This is a genomic window from Mangrovimonas yunxiaonensis (assembly GCF_000733475.1).
Lineage (GTDB): Bacteria > Bacteroidota > Bacteroidia > Flavobacteriales > Flavobacteriaceae > Mangrovimonas > Mangrovimonas yunxiaonensis.
Genome location: NZ_JPFK01000007.1, coordinates 391,044 through 408,344 on the forward strand (window position 1 = coordinate 391,044; position 17,301 = coordinate 408,344).

General features: G+C 40.4%; 18 protein-coding genes. 12 read left to right on the forward strand and 6 right to left on the reverse strand.

Annotation, left to right across the window (positions count from 1 at the left end):
• Positions 1–5 precede the first annotated feature (5 nt).
• On the reverse strand, positions 6–887 hold the full coding sequence (locus IA57_RS09140) for a restriction endonuclease (RefSeq protein ID WP_036122346.1): 882 nt from the start codon (positions 885–887) through the stop codon (positions 6–8).
• Between the two features lie 117 nt (positions 888–1,004).
• On the opposite strand from IA57_RS09140, the gene IA57_RS09145 reads away from it, so the two are divergent.
• From IA57_RS09145 to katG, 10 genes are all read left to right on the forward strand, one after another.
• Positions 1,005–1,781 carry a 3'-5' exonuclease gene (locus IA57_RS09145; protein ID WP_036122347.1) on the forward strand — a complete coding sequence of 259 codons (777 nt, stop codon included), beginning with the start codon at positions 1,005–1,007 and terminating at the stop codon, positions 1,779–1,781.
• Complete coding sequence (locus tag IA57_RS09150) at positions 1,782–2,393, forward strand: fumarylacetoacetate hydrolase family protein (RefSeq protein ID WP_036122348.1); 612 nt, start codon at positions 1,782–1,784, stop codon at positions 2,391–2,393.
• Positions 2,390–2,734, forward strand: a complete 345-nt coding sequence (locus IA57_RS09155; RefSeq protein WP_229730303.1) for an Hpt domain-containing protein — start codon at positions 2,390–2,392, stop codon at positions 2,732–2,734. Before IA57_RS09150 ends, IA57_RS09155 begins: the two co-directional genes overlap by 4 nt.
• 3 nt (positions 2,735–2,737) lie before the next feature.
• Entirely contained in the window at positions 2,738–3,985 is a 1,248-nt protein-coding gene (locus IA57_RS09160) for a competence/damage-inducible protein A (RefSeq protein ID WP_036122350.1), read from the forward strand.
• Between the two features lie 82 nt (positions 3,986–4,067).
• Positions 4,068–4,304, forward strand: a complete 237-nt coding sequence (gene rpmB, locus IA57_RS09165; protein ID WP_036122351.1) for a 50S ribosomal protein L28 — start codon at positions 4,068–4,070, stop codon at positions 4,302–4,304.
• A 27-nt stretch (positions 4,305–4,331) separates the two neighbouring features.
• Complete coding sequence (rpmG, locus tag IA57_RS09170; protein ID WP_036122354.1) at positions 4,332–4,514, forward strand: 50S ribosomal protein L33; 183 nt, start codon at positions 4,332–4,334, stop codon at positions 4,512–4,514.
• A gap of 48 nt (positions 4,515–4,562) precedes the next feature.
• The gene (locus IA57_RS12500; protein WP_084176744.1) at positions 4,563–4,718 is read left to right on the forward strand and encodes a DUF4295 domain-containing protein; all 156 of its coding nucleotides are present in this window, start codon (positions 4,563–4,565) and stop codon (positions 4,716–4,718) included.
• A gap of 155 nt (positions 4,719–4,873) precedes the next feature.
• A complete protein-coding gene (gene ftsY / locus IA57_RS09175) occupies positions 4,874–5,827 on the forward strand; it encodes a signal recognition particle-docking protein FtsY (protein ID WP_036122357.1) in 954 nt (317 codons plus the stop codon).
• 124 nt (positions 5,828–5,951) lie between these two features.
• On the forward strand, positions 5,952–7,259 hold the full coding sequence (gene rimO, locus IA57_RS09180) for a 30S ribosomal protein S12 methylthiotransferase RimO (protein ID WP_036122361.1): 1,308 nt from the start codon (positions 5,952–5,954) through the stop codon (positions 7,257–7,259).
• A 246-nt stretch (positions 7,260–7,505) separates the two neighbouring features.
• On the forward strand, positions 7,506–9,707 hold the full coding sequence (gene katG / locus IA57_RS09185) for a catalase/peroxidase HPI (RefSeq protein ID WP_036122363.1): 2,202 nt from the start codon (positions 7,506–7,508) through the stop codon (positions 9,705–9,707).
• A gap of 53 nt (positions 9,708–9,760) precedes the next feature.
• Here katG and IA57_RS09190 read toward each other — a convergent pair whose 3' ends face one another.
• From IA57_RS09190 to IA57_RS09210, 5 genes are all read right to left on the reverse strand, one after another.
• A complete protein-coding gene (locus tag IA57_RS09190) occupies positions 9,761–11,092 on the reverse strand; it encodes a DUF3570 domain-containing protein (protein ID WP_051881024.1) in 1,332 nt (443 codons plus the stop codon).
• 11 nt (positions 11,093–11,103) lie between these two features.
• Complete coding sequence (locus IA57_RS09195; RefSeq protein WP_051881025.1) at positions 11,104–11,313, reverse strand: DUF4266 domain-containing protein; 210 nt, start codon at positions 11,311–11,313, stop codon at positions 11,104–11,106.
• A gap of 2 nt (positions 11,314–11,315) precedes the next feature.
• A complete protein-coding gene (locus IA57_RS09200; protein WP_036122368.1) occupies positions 11,316–12,296 on the reverse strand; it encodes an FAD:protein FMN transferase in 981 nt (326 codons plus the stop codon).
• Positions 12,297–12,728 (reverse strand): thioredoxin family protein, encoded by a 432-nt coding sequence (locus tag IA57_RS09205; protein WP_036122371.1) that lies wholly within the window; start codon positions 12,726–12,728, stop codon positions 12,297–12,299.
• 115 nt (positions 12,729–12,843) lie between these two features.
• Entirely contained in the window at positions 12,844–14,121 is a 1,278-nt protein-coding gene (locus IA57_RS09210; protein ID WP_036122374.1) for a carboxypeptidase-like regulatory domain-containing protein, read from the reverse strand.
• Positions 14,122–14,311: 190 nt separating this feature from the next.
• Between IA57_RS09210 and bshC the strand changes: the two genes are divergently transcribed.
• Positions 14,312–15,919, forward strand: coding sequence for a bacillithiol biosynthesis cysteine-adding enzyme BshC (gene bshC / locus IA57_RS09215; RefSeq protein ID WP_036122376.1), 1,608 nt, complete (start codon positions 14,312–14,314; stop codon positions 15,917–15,919).
• A gap of 3 nt (positions 15,920–15,922) precedes the next feature.
• Positions 15,923–17,293, forward strand: a complete 1,371-nt coding sequence (locus IA57_RS09220) for a pyridoxal phosphate-dependent decarboxylase family protein (protein WP_036122378.1) — start codon at positions 15,923–15,925, stop codon at positions 17,291–17,293.
• The last annotated feature ends 8 nt before the right edge of the window (positions 17,294–17,301 follow it).

Below are 17,301 nucleotides of genomic sequence, written 5' to 3' on the forward strand. Positions count from 1 at the left end.
TTTTTTTATTCGCCTTCAAAAAAATCAATATCTAATTCTTTTACTTCGTAAGTAGACCTTGTCTGAATGCCTACATTATATTCATACATTAGGTCGGTAAGTTTTTGTCCGTCAATAAGTATTATTGTGTGATGTGCATTTTCAGCTTTCTTTTTTGCTCCATTATCAAAACTGGATGTTGTTACAAATACCCCTTTTTGGGTGTCACCACTCATAGCGCCAATAAAGTTCCTTATGTCTTTTTCACGTACTTTGTTTTCGCCATATCTTTTTGCTTGGATGTATATTTTATCTAAACCCAATTTATCTTCGTTAATTATTCCGTCAATTCCACCATCTCCTGTTTTTGAGGTTTCTATAAAGTCTCCATATCCCATTTTCTTTAAAAGGATTAAGATGACTTTTTCGAAATAAAAAGGATCAATTGATTTTAGTTTATCTAAAAGTTCAGATTGAACTTCGTTTTCGATTTGAAGAAAACCTTCGTCAATTAAATCTTGAGGAGAAGCATTCTCAATTTTCTTAGGGGTTGTTTCTTTGGAAGGATTTTCTTCGGTGTAAAAATCTAAAAAACCATTAGAGCTTTCAACTTCTTTTAATGTCAGTTTTTTATTAACATAGTTTTTCCCTTTCTCAGTAATCTTAACAATTCCTCTTTTAGGAAATTCAATAAACCCTCCTTTTTTTAAATAAGATTTTCCCCAAGCAATTCTATTCATTATTAATATGTCACCACTTTTTGTTTTCTTTTCAAGTTGCTCTTTTGTCAGATTAGAATAAAATTTTTCAATGACTTTGATACTCATTTCTCTATGGTGCATGGGGTTTCCTTCTTGTAAAATGTTTAAAATTGGGATAAACGTTTCGTGAAATTTAGGGATCTCCATAGAATGATAATTACGTCGAATATTTAACGAAGTAAATGTAATTATTTTAAAAAGTCAAATTGGTTTTAAAAGTCTTTCTTCACAATTCTAATTATCTTTGCCCAAAATGATACTAAAATGAGTTTAAACCTTAATAAGCCCATCTGCTTTTTTGATCTGGAAACCACAGGAATCAATATCTCCAAAGACCGTATTGTGGAGATCTCTATATTAAAGGTCTACCCCGACGGTAAAGAAGAACGGTACACACAATTGGTTAATCCTACCATTCCCATCCCTGCCGAGGTAACCCAGGTACACGGCATATCTGATGCCGATGTTGCCGACAAACCAACCTTTAACGAGATTGCCAAAGAAGTTAATAACATGATTAAGGACTCAGACTTAGGCGGGTTTAACTCCAATAGGTTCGATATTCCGCTATTGGCAGAAGAAATGTTGCGTGCCGAGTTGGATTTTGATATGAAAAACCGAGTGGCTGTCGATGTTCAGACCATTTTCCATAAAATGGAACAGCGCACCTTAAGTGCTGCATACCAATTTTATTGCGATAAAACATTAGACAATGCCCATAGCGCCGAGGCCGATACCCTGGCGACTTACGAGGTGCTAAAGGCTCAAGTGGCACGTTACGACGAGCTGGAAAACGACACCAAATTCCTAGCTGAATTTAGCGCACGGAAAAAATTTGCCGATTTTGCTGGGTTTATCAATTACAACAAAAAAGGCGAAGAGTGCTTTTCGTTTGGCAAACATAAAGGCAAGCGCGTTGTAGATGTTTTAGAGCAGGAACCGGGCTATTTTGGATGGTTGCTCAATGCCGATTTTCCGCTATACACAAAAAAAGTGCTAACAGCCATAAAGCTTAGAAGTTTTAACAACAAACTGGGGTAAATGAAGCTGATTTGTATCGGGCGTAATTATACCGCTCACATTGCCGAATTGGCAAATGAAAAACCCGAAGAACCCGTCGTGTTCCAAAAACCAGATACGGCTATTTTATTAAAAAAACAGCCGTTTTTTATCCCCGATTTTTCAAACGATGTACACCATGAGGTCGAGGTTTTGGTAAAGATAAACCGCGTAGGGAAGTATATCGATAAAAAATTTGCCCATAAATATTACCAAGAAATTGGCCTGGGAATAGACTTTACGGCACGAGACCTTCAAAAGCAATTAAAAGAAAAAGGCCTCCCTTGGGAAAAAGCCAAAGCCTTCGATGGCGCCGCAGTTGTAGGGAAATGGATGCCAAAAACAGATTTTGAAGACCTAAACCAATTAACATTCTCATTGGAAAAAAACGGACATACCGTCCAGCAAGGAAACACTAGTCACATGCTCTGGAAAATCGATGAGATTATAGAATATGTGTCAAAATATTTTACTTTAAAGATTGGAGATATTATCTTTACAGGAACACCAGCAGGTGTTGGTAAAGTAGATGCTAACGATAAATTGAAAGGCTTCTTAGAGGGAAAAGAAATGTTTTCAATAACAGTTAAATGATGGAAGAAAATTATAAACTATTTAGAGTAAGGGAATTGGCCGACAACGACGAGGATTTTGTAAAAGCACTTGTCGAAGCCTTTTTAGTAGAAGTGCCCGAAGATGCCGAGCGCCTTAAACAGGCCGTAGCAGAAAAAGACTATTACACAACATATCAGGCTGCCCATAAAATGAAACCCACAATAGACCTTTTTGAGCTAGGTGTTTTAGACGATTTGATAGAGGTGCAAGACTGGGGCAAGTTCGAAAAAACCAACGACGATATATCAGAAAAACTCCATATCGTTTTAACCGCAGTAAATAGTACGGTTCAAGAGTTAAAATCTGACTTTAACTTGTAGTGTATGCAAGCCGAAATTATAACCATAGGCGATGAGATTCTCATTGGCCAGGTTGTCGATACCAATTCAGCATTCATAAGTAAAACCCTAAATAAAATAGGGGTTTCGGTATATCAAATCACATCGGTTCAAGACGAGGAGGCCCATATTGTAAAGGCCTTACAGGAAGCCGAAGAAAATGCCGATATTATTATTGTTACAGGCGGTTTGGGGCCTACCAAAGACGATATTACCAAAAGCGCCATTGCAGGATATTTTAACGATGTTTTGGTGCAAGATCAGGCCGTGCTTAAAAACATTGAGCACCTTTGGAAAACGCATGTAAAAAAACCGTTGCAACAGGTTAATATAGATCAGGCTTTAATCCCTTCAAAAGCAAAAGCTTTGATGAATGTTTATGGGAGCGCCCCGGGAATGTGGCTGGAAAAAAATGCCAAAGTTTTTATATCGCTGCCAGGCGTGCCTTTTGAAATGCGAGCCCTTATGGAACATGAAGTGGTGCCAAGGCTAAGGAAAAAATACAAGTTTCCGTACATTAAACACAAAACCTTGTTGACGTATGGTTTGGGCGAAAGTGAATTGGCCGAGCGTATAGCCACTTGGGAAGACCAACTGCCCAGCTATATAAAACTGGCCTATTTGCCCAATTTGGGGAAGGTAAGGTTAAGACTTTCTGGAAAACATGAAGACAAACGGCTACTCGAAACCGAAATGGCCCAACAAATCGACCAGTTATTACCCCAAATAAGCGATGTTTTTTTAGGGTATGAAGATGCCGGTAATATTGAAGCTGTTGTAGGAAAGCTATTAGTAAAAGAAGGCAAGACCATAGCCGTTGCCGAAAGTTGTACCGGAGGCAAACTGGCCGAACGTATAACCTCGGTTGCCGGAGCATCGGCCTATTTTAAGGGCGGTATAGTAAGTTATGCCACCCAAACCAAAATACAGGTGTTAGGGGTCGATAAAAACCTTATCGAAAAACACTCGGTGGTTAGTCATCAGGTGGCCCAAGCCATGGCCGTGCAAGCATTAAACCTGTTTCATGTAGACTATGCTGTAGCCACAACAGGAAATGCCGGGCCAACAAAAGGCGACGCCGATGCCGAGATAGGAACGGTTTTTATTGCCATAGCCACAAAAGAAAACGTGTTTTCTGAAGAATTTAATTTTGGAAACCACAGAATTAAAGTGGTTAATAAAGCCGTAAATAAAGCCTTTGAAATGCTTCAGAAAGAAATTTTAAAAAAGTAACGGTTTTAGTTTGCGGGTATTGCAAAGATTTCTTAAATTTGCAGCCTGTTTTGAAATAACACACACATAAAGTTAGAAAAAGATGTCAAGAGTTTGTGAACTTACTGGAAAAAAAGCGATGGTTGGAAACAACGTATCACATGCGATGAATAAAACCAAGCGTAAATTTGACGCAAATTTGGTGAAAAAACGTTTTTATATTCCTGAAGAAGATAAGTGGATAACTTTAAAAGTTTCTACATCTGCATTAAAAACCATTAATAAAATTGGAATTACTGCAGCATTAAAACAAGCTAAAGCCAAAGGGTTTATAAAATAATAGCACAACGTATAAAGCTTACGAAAAATGGCAAAAAAAGGTAATAGAATACAGGTAATATTAGAATGTACAGAGCATAAAGAGTCTGGAAAACCAGGAACTTCTCGTTACATTACAACAAAGAATAAAAAGAATACGCCAGATAGAATGGAGATTAAAAAATTCAACCCTATCTTAAAGCGTATGACCATCCATAAAGAAATTAAATAATTCGAGATTTTTACTTCGGTAGAAATGTCAGGTGAAAACATTTGAATCATGGCAAAGAAAGCAGTAGCATCATTACAAACAGGATCAAAAAGATTGAGTAAAGCCATAAAAATGGTGAAGTCTCCTAAAACTGGAGCTTATACTTTTGTGGAATCTATCATGTCTCCAGAACAAGTTAACGATTGGTTAAGCAAACAAGGTTAATCATCTTTTGATACCTAGCACAATATTTAAGCAGCTTTCATGTATTTGAAAGCTGCTTTTTAGTTTATATTTGTGCTCAAAATGGCACAACAATTTTCAATTTTTGTTTTTGGATAAGAATTTAGACATGTGTGCTTACCTTTAATTTGAATTATATGGGTTTTTTTAAAAAAATATTTTCATCAGAAAAAAAAGAGACTTTAGATAAAGGCTTGGAAAAGTCTAAAACATCCTTCTTTAATAAATTAAGTAAGGCTGTCGCAGGAAAGTCTAAGGTAGACGACGATGTTCTGGACAATCTAGAAGAAATTCTGGTAACCAGCGATGTGGGAGTAAATACCACCCTTAAAATTATAGAACGCATCGAAGCCCGTGTTTCTAAAGACAAATATTTAGGCACCAGCGAGCTAAATGATATTTTACGCGAAGAAATTGCAGGCCTGTTAAGCGAAACCAATGTAGGAGAGGCTACAGAATTTTCTATACCAACAGCCAAAAAGCCCCATGTAATTATGGTGGTTGGCGTAAATGGCGTTGGTAAAACCACAACCATTGGTAAAATGGCCTATCAGTTTAAAAAGAAAGGCTTAAACGTGGTTCTTGGAGCTGCAGATACTTTTAGAGCAGCGGCCATAGACCAACTACAGGTCTGGGCAGATCGGGTAGAGGTTCCTATTGTAAAACAGGCCATGGGGAGTGACCCCGCCTCGGTAGCGTTCGATACCCTTCAAAGTGCCGTTAACCAAAATGCAGATGTGGTAATAATAGACACTGCGGGGCGTTTGCACAACAAGGTAAACTTAATGAACGAGTTAACCAAAGTAAAACGCGTAATGCAAAAAGTGGTTGACGATGCCCCGCACGATGTATTATTAGTGCTGGACGGCTCAACCGGACAAAATGCCTTCGAGCAAGCCAAACAATTTACAGCAGCTACAGAAGTAAGCTCGCTAGCCGTAACCAAACTAGATGGCACCGCAAAAGGTGGCGTGGTTATTGGCATTTCAGATCAATTTCAAATCCCCGTTAAGTATATTGGCGTAGGCGAAGGAATTGAAGATCTGCAAGTGTTCAATAAATTTGAATTTGTAGACAGCTTTTTCAAATAAAAACAGATAACAAATAAAAAAAACCTGTGTGCTAACACAGGTTTTTTTTATGATAACGATTTAGACCATCAATGCATTATAATACATAAATCATTATGTATCTTTGCACCCTAATTTCTTAAGCATGAGAACAAAAACACGTAAAAAAAACAAGATCAATGTGGTTACCTTAGGCTGCAGTAAAAACGTTTACGATAGCGAGGTGTTGATGGGGCAATTAAAAGCCAGCGGAAAGGATGTTGTGCACGAGCAGGAAGGCAATGTTGTGGTGATTAATACTTGCGGGTTTATTAATAATGCTAAAGAAGAAAGTGTGAACACCATTTTGGAGTTCATGCAAAAAAAAGAAGCTGGCGAGGTCGATAAAGTTTTTGTAACAGGCTGCTTAAGCGAACGTTACAAGCCAGACTTAGAGAAAGAAATACCAAATGTAGACCAATATTTTGGCACAACCGAGTTGCCACATTTATTAAAGGCTTTAGGGGCAGACTACAAACACGAACTGGTTGGCGAGCGCCTTACCACAACGCCTAAAAATTACGCCTATTTAAAAATTGCCGAAGGCTGCGATCGCCCATGTAGTTTTTGTGCCATTCCCTTAATGCGGGGCAAACATAAAAGCACGCCCATTGAAAATTTGGTGACAGAAGCAGAGAAACTTGCCGCAAATGGTGTAAAGGAACTTATTCTTATCGCACAGGATTTAACCTACTACGGCTTGGATTTATACAAAAAAAGAAACCTAGCCGAATTGTTGGAAAACTTGGTTAAAGTTGAAGGCATCGAGTGGATTAGGTTGCATTATGCCTTTCCAACAGGTTTTCCTATGGATGTTTTGGATGTGATGAACCGCGAGCCAAAAATATGCAATTACCTCGACATACCGTTGCAGCACATTTCCAACCACATCTTAAAGAGTATGAGGCGTGGCACCACAAAAGAAAAAACCACCAAATTGCTTCAGGATTTTAGAGCGGCAGTGCCACAAATGGCCATTCGTACAACCTTAATTGTTGGCTATCCCGGAGAAACCGAAGCAGATTTCCAAGAGCTTAAACAATGGGTTCAGGACATGCGCTTTGAACGTTTAGGGTGCTTTACCTATTCCCACGAAGAGAACACACATGCGTTCTCACTGGAAGACGATGTGCCGGAAGCCGTTAAGCAAGAGCGTGCAAACGAAATTATGGAAATTCAATCGCAAATTTCATGGGAACTCAATCAAGAAAAAATAGGCCAGGAACTACAGGTCATTATCGATAGAAAGGAAGGCAATTACTTTGTGGGCCGTACCGAATTCGATTCACCAGATGTTGATAACGAGGTGTTAATAGATGCCACGACTGTTTATCTGAAAACAGGTGAATTTACCACAGTAAAAATTACCGACGCCTCAGATTTTGATCTCTATGCCGAGGTATGCCACAAATAAATAGCGCAACACGGTATTTATTATGGACTTCTAGCTGTAAATGCTTGTAGCATAATGCGCTTTGTTTTAGTTCTTTTTTTAGTTAAATTAAGAAAATTACCCCATGTTGTTTTAAGAATTTATTAAATTTAGTAAGACTGGGTTAGCTTATACATGTATAAAATTAATTTATAGAAAATTGGTTTTAATAAGTTTAAGTTATTCTAATTTTATTGTAATCTAATAACTTCTAAAAACATAAAACGCATGGAAAGTACGCATCACAACCAAAATGGTGGCCAATGTCCCTTCTCTGGAGCAGCCAAAAAAAGTGCTATTGGCGGCACTAAAAGCCACAACTGGTGGCCTAATCAATTAAAAGTTAGTATTCTTCGTCAAAACTCAAGTCTTTCCAACCCTATGGATAAAGGGTTTAATTATGCCGAAGCTTTTAAGGCATTGGATTATGAAGGACTAAAAAAAGACTTACATACCTTAATGACCGATTCGCAAGCGTGGTGGCCAGCAGATTTTGGCCATTATGGTGGCCTGTTTATCCGTATGGCCTGGCACAGCGCAGGAACCTACCGTATTGGCGATGGTCGTGGTGGTGCCGGTGCAGGACAACAACGGTTTGCGCCACTAAACAGTTGGCCCGATAATGCCAATTTAGACAAAGCAAGACGATTGCTGTGGCCAATAAAACAAAAATATGGCAAACACATTTCTTGGGCCGACCTTTTAATCTTGGCGGGAAATGTAGCTTTAGAGTCTATGGGATTCGAAACTTTTGGCTTTGCCGGCGGACGAGAAGATGTTTGGGAGCCTGAAGAAGATGTGTATTGGGGATCGGAAACCGAATGGTTGACAGATAACAGGTATTCTAAAGAACGCGACCTGGAAGATCCTTTGGCCGCAGTAGTGATGGGCTTAATTTATGTAAATCCAGAAGGCCCAGATGGTAACTGGGACCCCATTTCGGCGGCTGTCGATATTCGAGAGACCTTTAAACGTATGGCCATGAACGATGAAGAAACCGTAGCCTTAATTGCAGGCGGCCATTCGTTTGGTAAAACTCATGGTATGGCAGACCCGAGTAAATATGTTGGACCAGAGCCAGAAGCTGCACCATTAGAAGCCCAAGGGCTTGGTTGGTTAAGCCATTACAAATCAGGTAAAGGCCCCGATACCACTACAGGCGGGCCAGAAGTTACCTGGACCCAAACCCCAACCCAATGGAGTAACAACTTCTTTAAAAATTTATTTGAGTATGAATGGTTGCCACACATAAGTCCGGCAGGGGCAAAGCAATGGATTGCCAAAGATGCCGAAGCAGATATTCCAGACGCTTTCGATAAGTCAAAAAAGCACAAACCTACCATGTTAACCACAGATTTGTCCTTGCGTTTTGATCCGGAATATGAAAAAATATCCAGACGCTTTTATGAAAACCCAGATGCATTTGCCAAAGCTTTTGCCAAAGCCTGGTACAAACTAACCCATCGTGATATGGGGCCTGTTTCTAGGTATTTGGGACCAGAAGTGCCCAATGAAACGTTAATTTGGCAAGATCCCATTCCAGCCATAGATCACGAATTGGTAAACGATCAGGATGTTTCTAATCTGAAATCTAAAATAGCCGATTCCGGATTGTCGGTTTCAGAATTGATATCGGTAGCTTGGGCTTCGGCATCTACATTCCGCGGATCGGACAAACGAGGAGGGGCCAATGGTGCTCGAGTAAGGTTGGCACCTCAAAAAGATTGGGAAGTAAATAACCCCCCAAGCCTTTCCAAAGGATTAACGGTTTTAGAAGGGATTAAAAATAATTTTAATGACGCACATGGGCCAAAAAAGATTGCTTTGGCCGATGTAATTGTTCTGGCCGGTAATGTTGGTGTAGAACTCGCCGCAAAGCAGGCCGGTTACACGGTGACCGTACCGTTTACTCCAGGAAGAATGGATGCTTCTGCAGCAGAAACAGATGTTGAAGCGTTTGAGTATCTGGAACCTGCAGCCGATGGGTTTAGAAACTACCGCAAGACAAAATTTCCAGTATCTACCGAAGAGCTGTTAATCGATAAGGCCAATTTATTAACCTTAACAGCACCTGAAATGGCTGTTCTTGTCGGGGGAATGCGTGTTATGGAGGCTAATTACGACAACTCCAAACACGGTGTGTTTACAACAGCGCCTGGAGCACTAACCAATGATTTTTTTGTGAATTTATTGGATATGGCCACCGAATGGGTGTCTGTTTCAGATGACAACGAGCTGTTTGAAGGACGCGACCGCGCTTCTGGCCAAGTAAAATGGACAGGAACTAGGGCAGATCTTGTATTTGGATCGAATGCCGAATTAAGAGCAATAGCCGAGGTTTATGCTGCTAACGATGCAAAAGAGAAGTTTGTTAACGATTTTGTTTCGGCCTGGGCAAAAGTTATGGAACTAGATCGCTTTGATTTGTAAGTGTTCAAATTGATAAGATTTTTCAGGCGGGCTTTTGGCCCGCCTGACTATTTTTAATCCATAATAAACTTAAAGCCTCCCGTGATCATGTGGGCGCTTAAGGTGTTGTTGCGTTTGTAGTGGTAGTATTTTAGATCAATGCTTTTTAACCCAAATTTCCAGAGGTGCATTTTAGTAAAAATATCGGTATAAGAGGCACCAAACCCAAATTGGTTGGACGAGTAATTGGACAGGTCGTAATCCGATGTGTAAAACTCGGCTGTCGACAAGTGGGTGTCGTAAGGTTTAAAATAATGGGCCGCCGTTTGGGTGTAAAACCGATAGGAAGGGTATAGGGTAAACTTGTCTGAGATTTTAACAGGCAGCTCAATATTGGCGGTATGTGAGTTAATGCCCCAATCGTCAAAATAATACCTGTAATATGTTCTTACCGTAAGAAATTCGTTTATAAAATAATGAAGCCGGCCACCTAGGGCAACTTTAAATCTCGAGTTGGGGAGCTGCTCAACAGCATCGGCTAAATGAAAATCATCGATATAGGAATTGGCAACATCAGAAAAATAGACCCTTTGGAACGGCGTTGCTAATTGACCGTCTTGCTTTATAACATCGATGGCTAGAGTGCCTTGCAGGTTTTTATTGAGTATTTGCGAAAACGTACTCCCTAAAGCATACGAGTTTCTACCTTTGCTATTAATTTCGTTTAGCATGGGCTGGTAATTGGCATGGCCTGTTATGGTATTGGCTTGAAACAAGCCGTCGGAAAGACCGGCTCCTCCTTGGGCAAAAGGCCTTAATTCGAAAGGGTAAATAATTTTCCAAGTGTCTAGGTATACACTTCCATGAATGCCGAGTTCGGTATTTTTTTCGTTAAAGAGTTTGGTGTAGCTTCCGCCAAATCCTATTGAAAAATAATCGTATTCGGCTGCTACAGATAGTTTGGCAGACCACAGGCTGTTTCTGTCGTTTGAGGAATGGCTATAAGAAATCACACCGCTGCTCCAGACATCGCTAGCCGAGGCGCCACTAGAGGCAACATAGGGACTGGCATAGCCATCGTCGAAAGGGTTAACGTTACTGGATGAGGCCGAGGTATAGGCCGATATGCCAGCATCAATAGTTAGGACATCGTCATCATTTAAAGGAATGGCTATAACGATGGTGCTTGTTATATCGGTAAGAGCTTCGGTGCCAATGCCGCCCGTGACCGCTGCATTATCGCCATCCTGACTGTAGTAGCTGCTTAAAATATCGACCTCGGTACTTTCGAGAACCCGCTTTTTGTAAACGTTCGACGAATCGGTTGGAACAGAAGTTTGGGCTTGTACAACTCTACCAAAGCCTAAACTTACAAGAGACGTTATAATAATAGATTTTAGTGTCATAATACATACAATTAATTGCAACCACATCCACCGCCGGTTTTTCCGCCATTTGCTCCAGAGGCGGCTTCGCGATAAGAATGGAAAGTGGTTAGGTTTCTGTCTAATGGTCGGTCAGATAGTGTCATATCTGGGTCGTTAAGGTTTACTTTTTCATATTCTTTAACTGTGGTGCAGGAGCTTGCTAAAACAATAGGAAGGGCGAAAAAAAGTATGTTTTTCATAATTAATGGGTTATTTTAATATGATGGGATGTAAAAAGTTGGCCTTTATCATCCACAATAATGCATGCTATATTGGGCAGTTGGTTAATTCGGTTAAGGCCTGCATCAATTCCCATAACAAAGACCGAAGTGGCTAGGGCGTCTGCAAGTTCGGCTTTTGGGGCAAATACAGTTACGCTAATAATTCCCGTGGCAGGATAGCCTGTTCTAGGATCGATGATGTGGGCGTATCTAATGTTGTTAAATTCTACATATTTCTCATAATTTCCAGAGGTAACAACGGCGCCTTGGGTTATGGGTAGCAAGCCGTAGGCTTTAGCTTTGTCCATGGGGTTTGTAATGGCCACTTGCCATGGTTGTCCATTGGGTTGTGTGCCCCAGGTAGTCATATCGCCAGAAGCATTAATAATACCCGATGGCACGCCTTTTTGTATTAAGAGGGCTTTAGCCTTATCGGCGGCATACCCTTTGCCTATGGCTCCAAACCCAATTTTCATGCCTTCATTTTTAAGGAAAACAGTATGGTCCTTTTCGTTTAAAATAACATGGCGGTAATCAACTTTAGAGACCGATTGTTTTATCTGCTCTGGTGTGGGCATTTGGGTCATGCTGCCATCAAAGGCCCAGATGTTATCCATGGCGGCATAGCTAATATCGAAAGCACCATCGGTAATTTTCGAGAGGTCTATGGCGCGTTTTATCAGGTTAAAAAGCTCTGCGTCTACACTTACGGGGCTAATACCCGCATGGGCATTTATTTTAGATGTTTGCGAATTGGGATCCCAAGAAGAAATGAGTTTCTCGATTCTGCTAATTTCATCAATGGCTAGATTTATATATTGATTGGCTTGTTCTTGCGAGTGGGTAACAACAGTAATTTCAAACCTACTTCCCATAAGTTTTAAGGTACTTTTGTAGGGGTGTTGGGCGGATGCAGAAGTAGCAATAAGCACCATAAGACCGATGACAATGTAGCGTTTCAATTAATAGGATTCTAGAAGTTTTATAAAATCGTTAGGGGAGGTTTTTTTATATCCCGTACGTCCTTTTACCTGGCCTTTTTCATCTAAAACCAAAACATAGGGAAAGAACCCATTGGGGTTGTATTTTTCTGCTAATGCGTTGTTGTGTTGTTGCTGTGTTGCTGTTAGGCTGTTTTTTTTCTTTCGGGGGAAATCGGCTTTAAGCAGCACAAAATGCGATTGGGCATAGTCTTTAAACGTTTGGGTACGCCATATGTCTTGGTCGAGTTTCATACATGGTGCACACCAATCGGATCCTTGGAAGACTAAAATAATGGGTTTGTGTTCGTTTGTGGCTTTAAGCTTGGCTTCGTTAAAGTCTGTTAGCCAATCTTGGCCCAGTGTTATTTGGGTGAAGAGCAGTAAAAAGCACCCAAAAATAAAATGTTTCATAATGTGATGATTAAATAATGATGTAACGCTCGTACAGCGATTAAAGTGTTTAACAAGAATAATTTGTATTTGTTCTAAATAAAAACAGAGGCCATTGGCCTCTGTTTGATTGTTCTTATGATTTTGCAAGTTGTTTGCTTATTTTTTTAATAGCCGATTTTATGGATTTTTCAGGTTCTATAATGTTGTATTCGCCCCAAAAATTTGGGTCGGAAAATCCAGAGGCCTTTTCGCTTAAAATCATGCTTGGTCTAAACGTTTCTTTTTTGGTGGTAAACTTGCGGTTGTTTTCTTCCCAATCTGTAATGGCCATTTCACTGTTTAAGGTGTATTTGCTGTTAAACAGTTTGGCTTTCCAGTTAATTTTAAAGGCCAGTTGTACGTTACTGTACCGGTAGTGCCACTTGCCATTATGGGTTTTGTAATCCACCCGGTAAGCAGCTTCTGTAGGAAGCACTTTGGCGTTTAAGGGTTTTTTCTTAATAAATAATTTGCTGGCTTCAACTTGGTCGTTAACATTTAAATTAAACACGGCACTTACCAAAGCGTAATTATCGGTATCTATATACAGTTTTCCGTAATATAGAGGCTCAGTAATTTCGGGTTTTTGTTTAAAATTAACCACGTATACTTGCTGGTTGTTTATTTGTGTAGGACTGGCAAAGGCGAATTCGTACTTTTTTAAATCTTCAAAAGAAAAAATAAACTCATTGTACTTAATCATATCGACATATAAGGTGCTAAAAGGGCCGCCCTGTAATTTTAGGGTTAGTGTGTCTAAACGTGAATAGTCAACGCTTTTTCTGGCTTTAATAAGCCTCACCTTATCCTGCTTTGCCGAGCTGTAAGGTTGCTTGTAAATTTCTACCACGGCTTCGGCCAGAGATGCATTTTTACGGCGTTTTTTTATGGTCTCCCGGTAAAATGCCGTCATGATATTTTGCGCATCAATGTAGTTTTCGCCCTTTTTGTTTAAAGTAGCTTTAACCAACGCAAGGGCATTTTTTGGTGCATTAATTTTAACCTCGGTAAGCTTTGAAGCCGATTCGGTTAAATAAACCTCCGGGGTATTGGCCAAATGGCTTAGGGCAATATCCTTTTTAGCATACCCCAAGAACGATACCGTGATGGATTTGTTTAGTAATGCATTAGGAACCTTTAATAAAAACTCCCCCTCAGTATTGGAAATGGTACTCATGTTGGTGTCTTCTAAGGTAATATCGGCAAAAGTAAGAGGGGTTTTGTCGTTGGCATCGTAAACAGCACCCTTGTACTCGGTAAACGCTTGCTCTTGAAACGCAAACCCTGGTGTAAAATAGCTGGTTGATAAAAGCACAACTGCTAGAAAGATCAAAAATTGAGGCATTTTGGATTGTAAGTGTAGATGTTTCATAACACTTTAATAGATTATTAGTTGTGTCTACCTAATTTTCTAAATTAAAAGATACGCATTTTTTTTAACATTTAAACGATGTTAGCATTTGTTTAACACCTGCTAATTTTTGATAGCACCGCTCTTAACGTTTTGTTATGGATATAGTTTTTAAAACAATGTATATTTGTGTCTTTATAAAAAAGTGTTTATGCCAACAGTCAGTATTCCGTTTAAAGAGACCCATTATTTTTCGTCGCTTATTTGCGATTATTTAGATGAGAAGGCTGCCTTAAAGCCTTTTTATAATAGATTTCCTAAAAAGGAAAACTTTAAAGAGCAACTTGAAGAAAAACAACAGCATTTTAACGCCGAAACTAGAGCCGTTTTGGTATCGGCCTTAAGGGCGCAATACAAGAATGTGGCGGCTTCTGTTTTAACCACTCAAAACATCACGGCCTTAGCAGACGAGAAAACATTTACCATAACAACAGGGCACCAGTTAAACCTGTTTACAGGCCCTTTGTACTTTTTCTATAAAATAATAGCCACTATTAATTTATGCAAAGAGCTCAAGCAAACGCATCCGCACTATAATTTTGTTCCGGTGTATTGGATGGCTACAGAAGATCACGATTTTGAAGAGATAAACTTTTTTAACTTCCAAGGAAAAAAAGTACAATGGAACAAAGCTGCTTCAGGAGCTGTTGGCGATTTGGATCTAGACGGATTAGATGATGTTTTTAGTACGCTGTCCTCGCAATTGGGGCCAGGCCACAATGCCCAAGCATTACGGGAGTTGTTTAAGCAGGCGTATTTAGAACATGATACGCTAACCCAAGCAACCCGGCATTTGGTTAACAGCTTGTTTTCTTCCTATGGCTTGGTAATTTTAGATGGAAACGACCCCGCTTTAAAACGGTTGTTTGTGCCTTACATTAAAACCGATGTGCTGGAGCAAAAGGCTTTTCTAGAAGTAACCCAGACCAACAAAAAGCTAGAGGCGCTGTCTGCTAACTACAACATACAGGTCTCGCCAAGGGCGATTAATTTGTTTTATATTAAAGCAGGGGTTAGAGAACGTATTGTTGAAGAAGAAGCAGGGGTGTTTTCGGTTGTAGGAACCCAGATTACCTGGACCAAATCCCAACTGTTAAAAGAAATAGAAGCCTTTCCGGAGCGTTTTAGCCCCAACGTAATTTTAAGGCCGTTGTACCAAGAGGTTATTTTGCCCAATCTCTGCTATATTGGCGGCGGAGGCGAATTGGCATATTGGCTGCAGCTAAAATCGAGCTTTGAAGCGCAAAATGTACCATTTCCAATGTTGTTGTTGCGAAATTCTGTCTTGTTAGTTAAAGCGCAACAATTGGAAAAACTTGAAAAACTACAGGTCACCATAGCGGATTTGTTTTTAAAACAACCCCGTTTAATGACCAAAATAACCAAAGAAATATCGGAGGTCAACATCGACTTCTCTCCTCAAAAAGCACATTTACAACAACAGTTCGAAGCGCTTTATAAGTTGGCAGAGCGTACCGATAAATCATTTCTTGGTGCAGTTGGCGCTCAAGAGCGGAAACAACTAAAAGGGTTGGAACATTTAGAAAAGCGCTTGCTTAAGGCCCAAAAGCGCAAGCTAAGCGATGTGTTAGAACGGGTTAAAATAGTACAAAATGCCTTGTTTCCCAATCAAAGTCTACAAGAACGACAGCTTAATTTTTCTGAATTTTATTTGGAGTATGGTGACCAATTAATCCAACAGTTAGTGTTAAATTTGCATCCATTACACAGCGAATTTATAATACTAAAGTTAGACTAACCCATGCACAAAATAGATATCGATTTAGTAGAGATGACTCTCGATGTCATGAAGTATGCTATCGATAGGATTTCGGCTACCGAGCACCCCATAGGGAAACCCAAAAAAGAAGAAGAACTAAGGCAATTGGTTGGCGAAACAATAACCCCAAAAGGGGTTGGTGGCGAATATGCCTTTAACCTATGGAAACAGCATTTATCTAAGGCCAATGTTCCTGTGGATCACCCCAGAAACCTCGCTTTTGTGCCAGCATCTCCAACACGTTCGGCCATTATGTTCGATTTGGTAACTTCGGCATCAAGCATACACGGCGCCTACTGGATGGAAGGCGCAGGCGGGATTTTTTGTGAAAATGAAGCCATGCGATGGATTGTGTCCTTAACAGGTTTGCCCGAAGGAGCCTTTGGGGTCTTTACCAGTGGCGGAACCGCAGCCAACTTATCGGCCATCGTTACCGCTCGCGAATATTGGCGACGCGACGATACTTACAAGCGCGAAAAAGGCTTGATTATTACCTCTATAGGCGCACATTCCTCTATAAAAGCCATGGCAAAAGTGGCCGATGTAGACATTCTTCTGGTCGATTCGGAAGAGATGCTAACAGGCGATGCTCTAAGGGAAACTATAGACAGCCTAAGCTTTCATCAGCGCAAACGACTATTTGCTGTTGTGGCCACCGGCGGAACAACCAATGCCGGAATTATTGACGACCTAGAAGGCGTTGCCCAAGTGTGCGAAACCGAAAAACTATGGTTTCATGTCGATGCGGCCTATGGCGGTGGCGCTTTAGCTGCCGATTCGGCACGACCGCTGTTTAAAGGTATAGAGCGTGCAGATAGCATTACAATAGACCCGCATAAATGGATGTTCTCGCCTTACGATTGCGGCGCGGTAATCTATAAACAGCCAGAACTGGCCAAGGCCGCCCATTCGCAACAAGGATCGTATTTAGATATTTTTAAGGATGAAGGTGCCCATGGCTTTAATCCCACAGATTATCAAATTCAATTAACACGACGGGTACGTGGCTTGCCTTTGTGGTTTTCATTGGCAACCCATGGTACAGACCGCTATAAACAAGCTGTAGAACGCGGTTTGGAACTGGCCCAAATAGCTGGTAAAATGATTGAAGCTCACCCAGACGTAGAATTGGTTAGAGAACCTAGTTTGTCTTGTGTGTTGTTCAGACGTAAAGGCTGGCAGCCGGAAGACTATACAGAATGGACCTATAAAAACCACAAATCCGGATTTGCATTGGTTACACCTACCAAATGGAAAAACGGCCAGACATTTGAAACGGTATCGCGGTTTTGTTTTATAAATCCAGACACCACAGAAAAGGACATCCAAATGATTTTGGATTCCATGACATAAAAAATCAA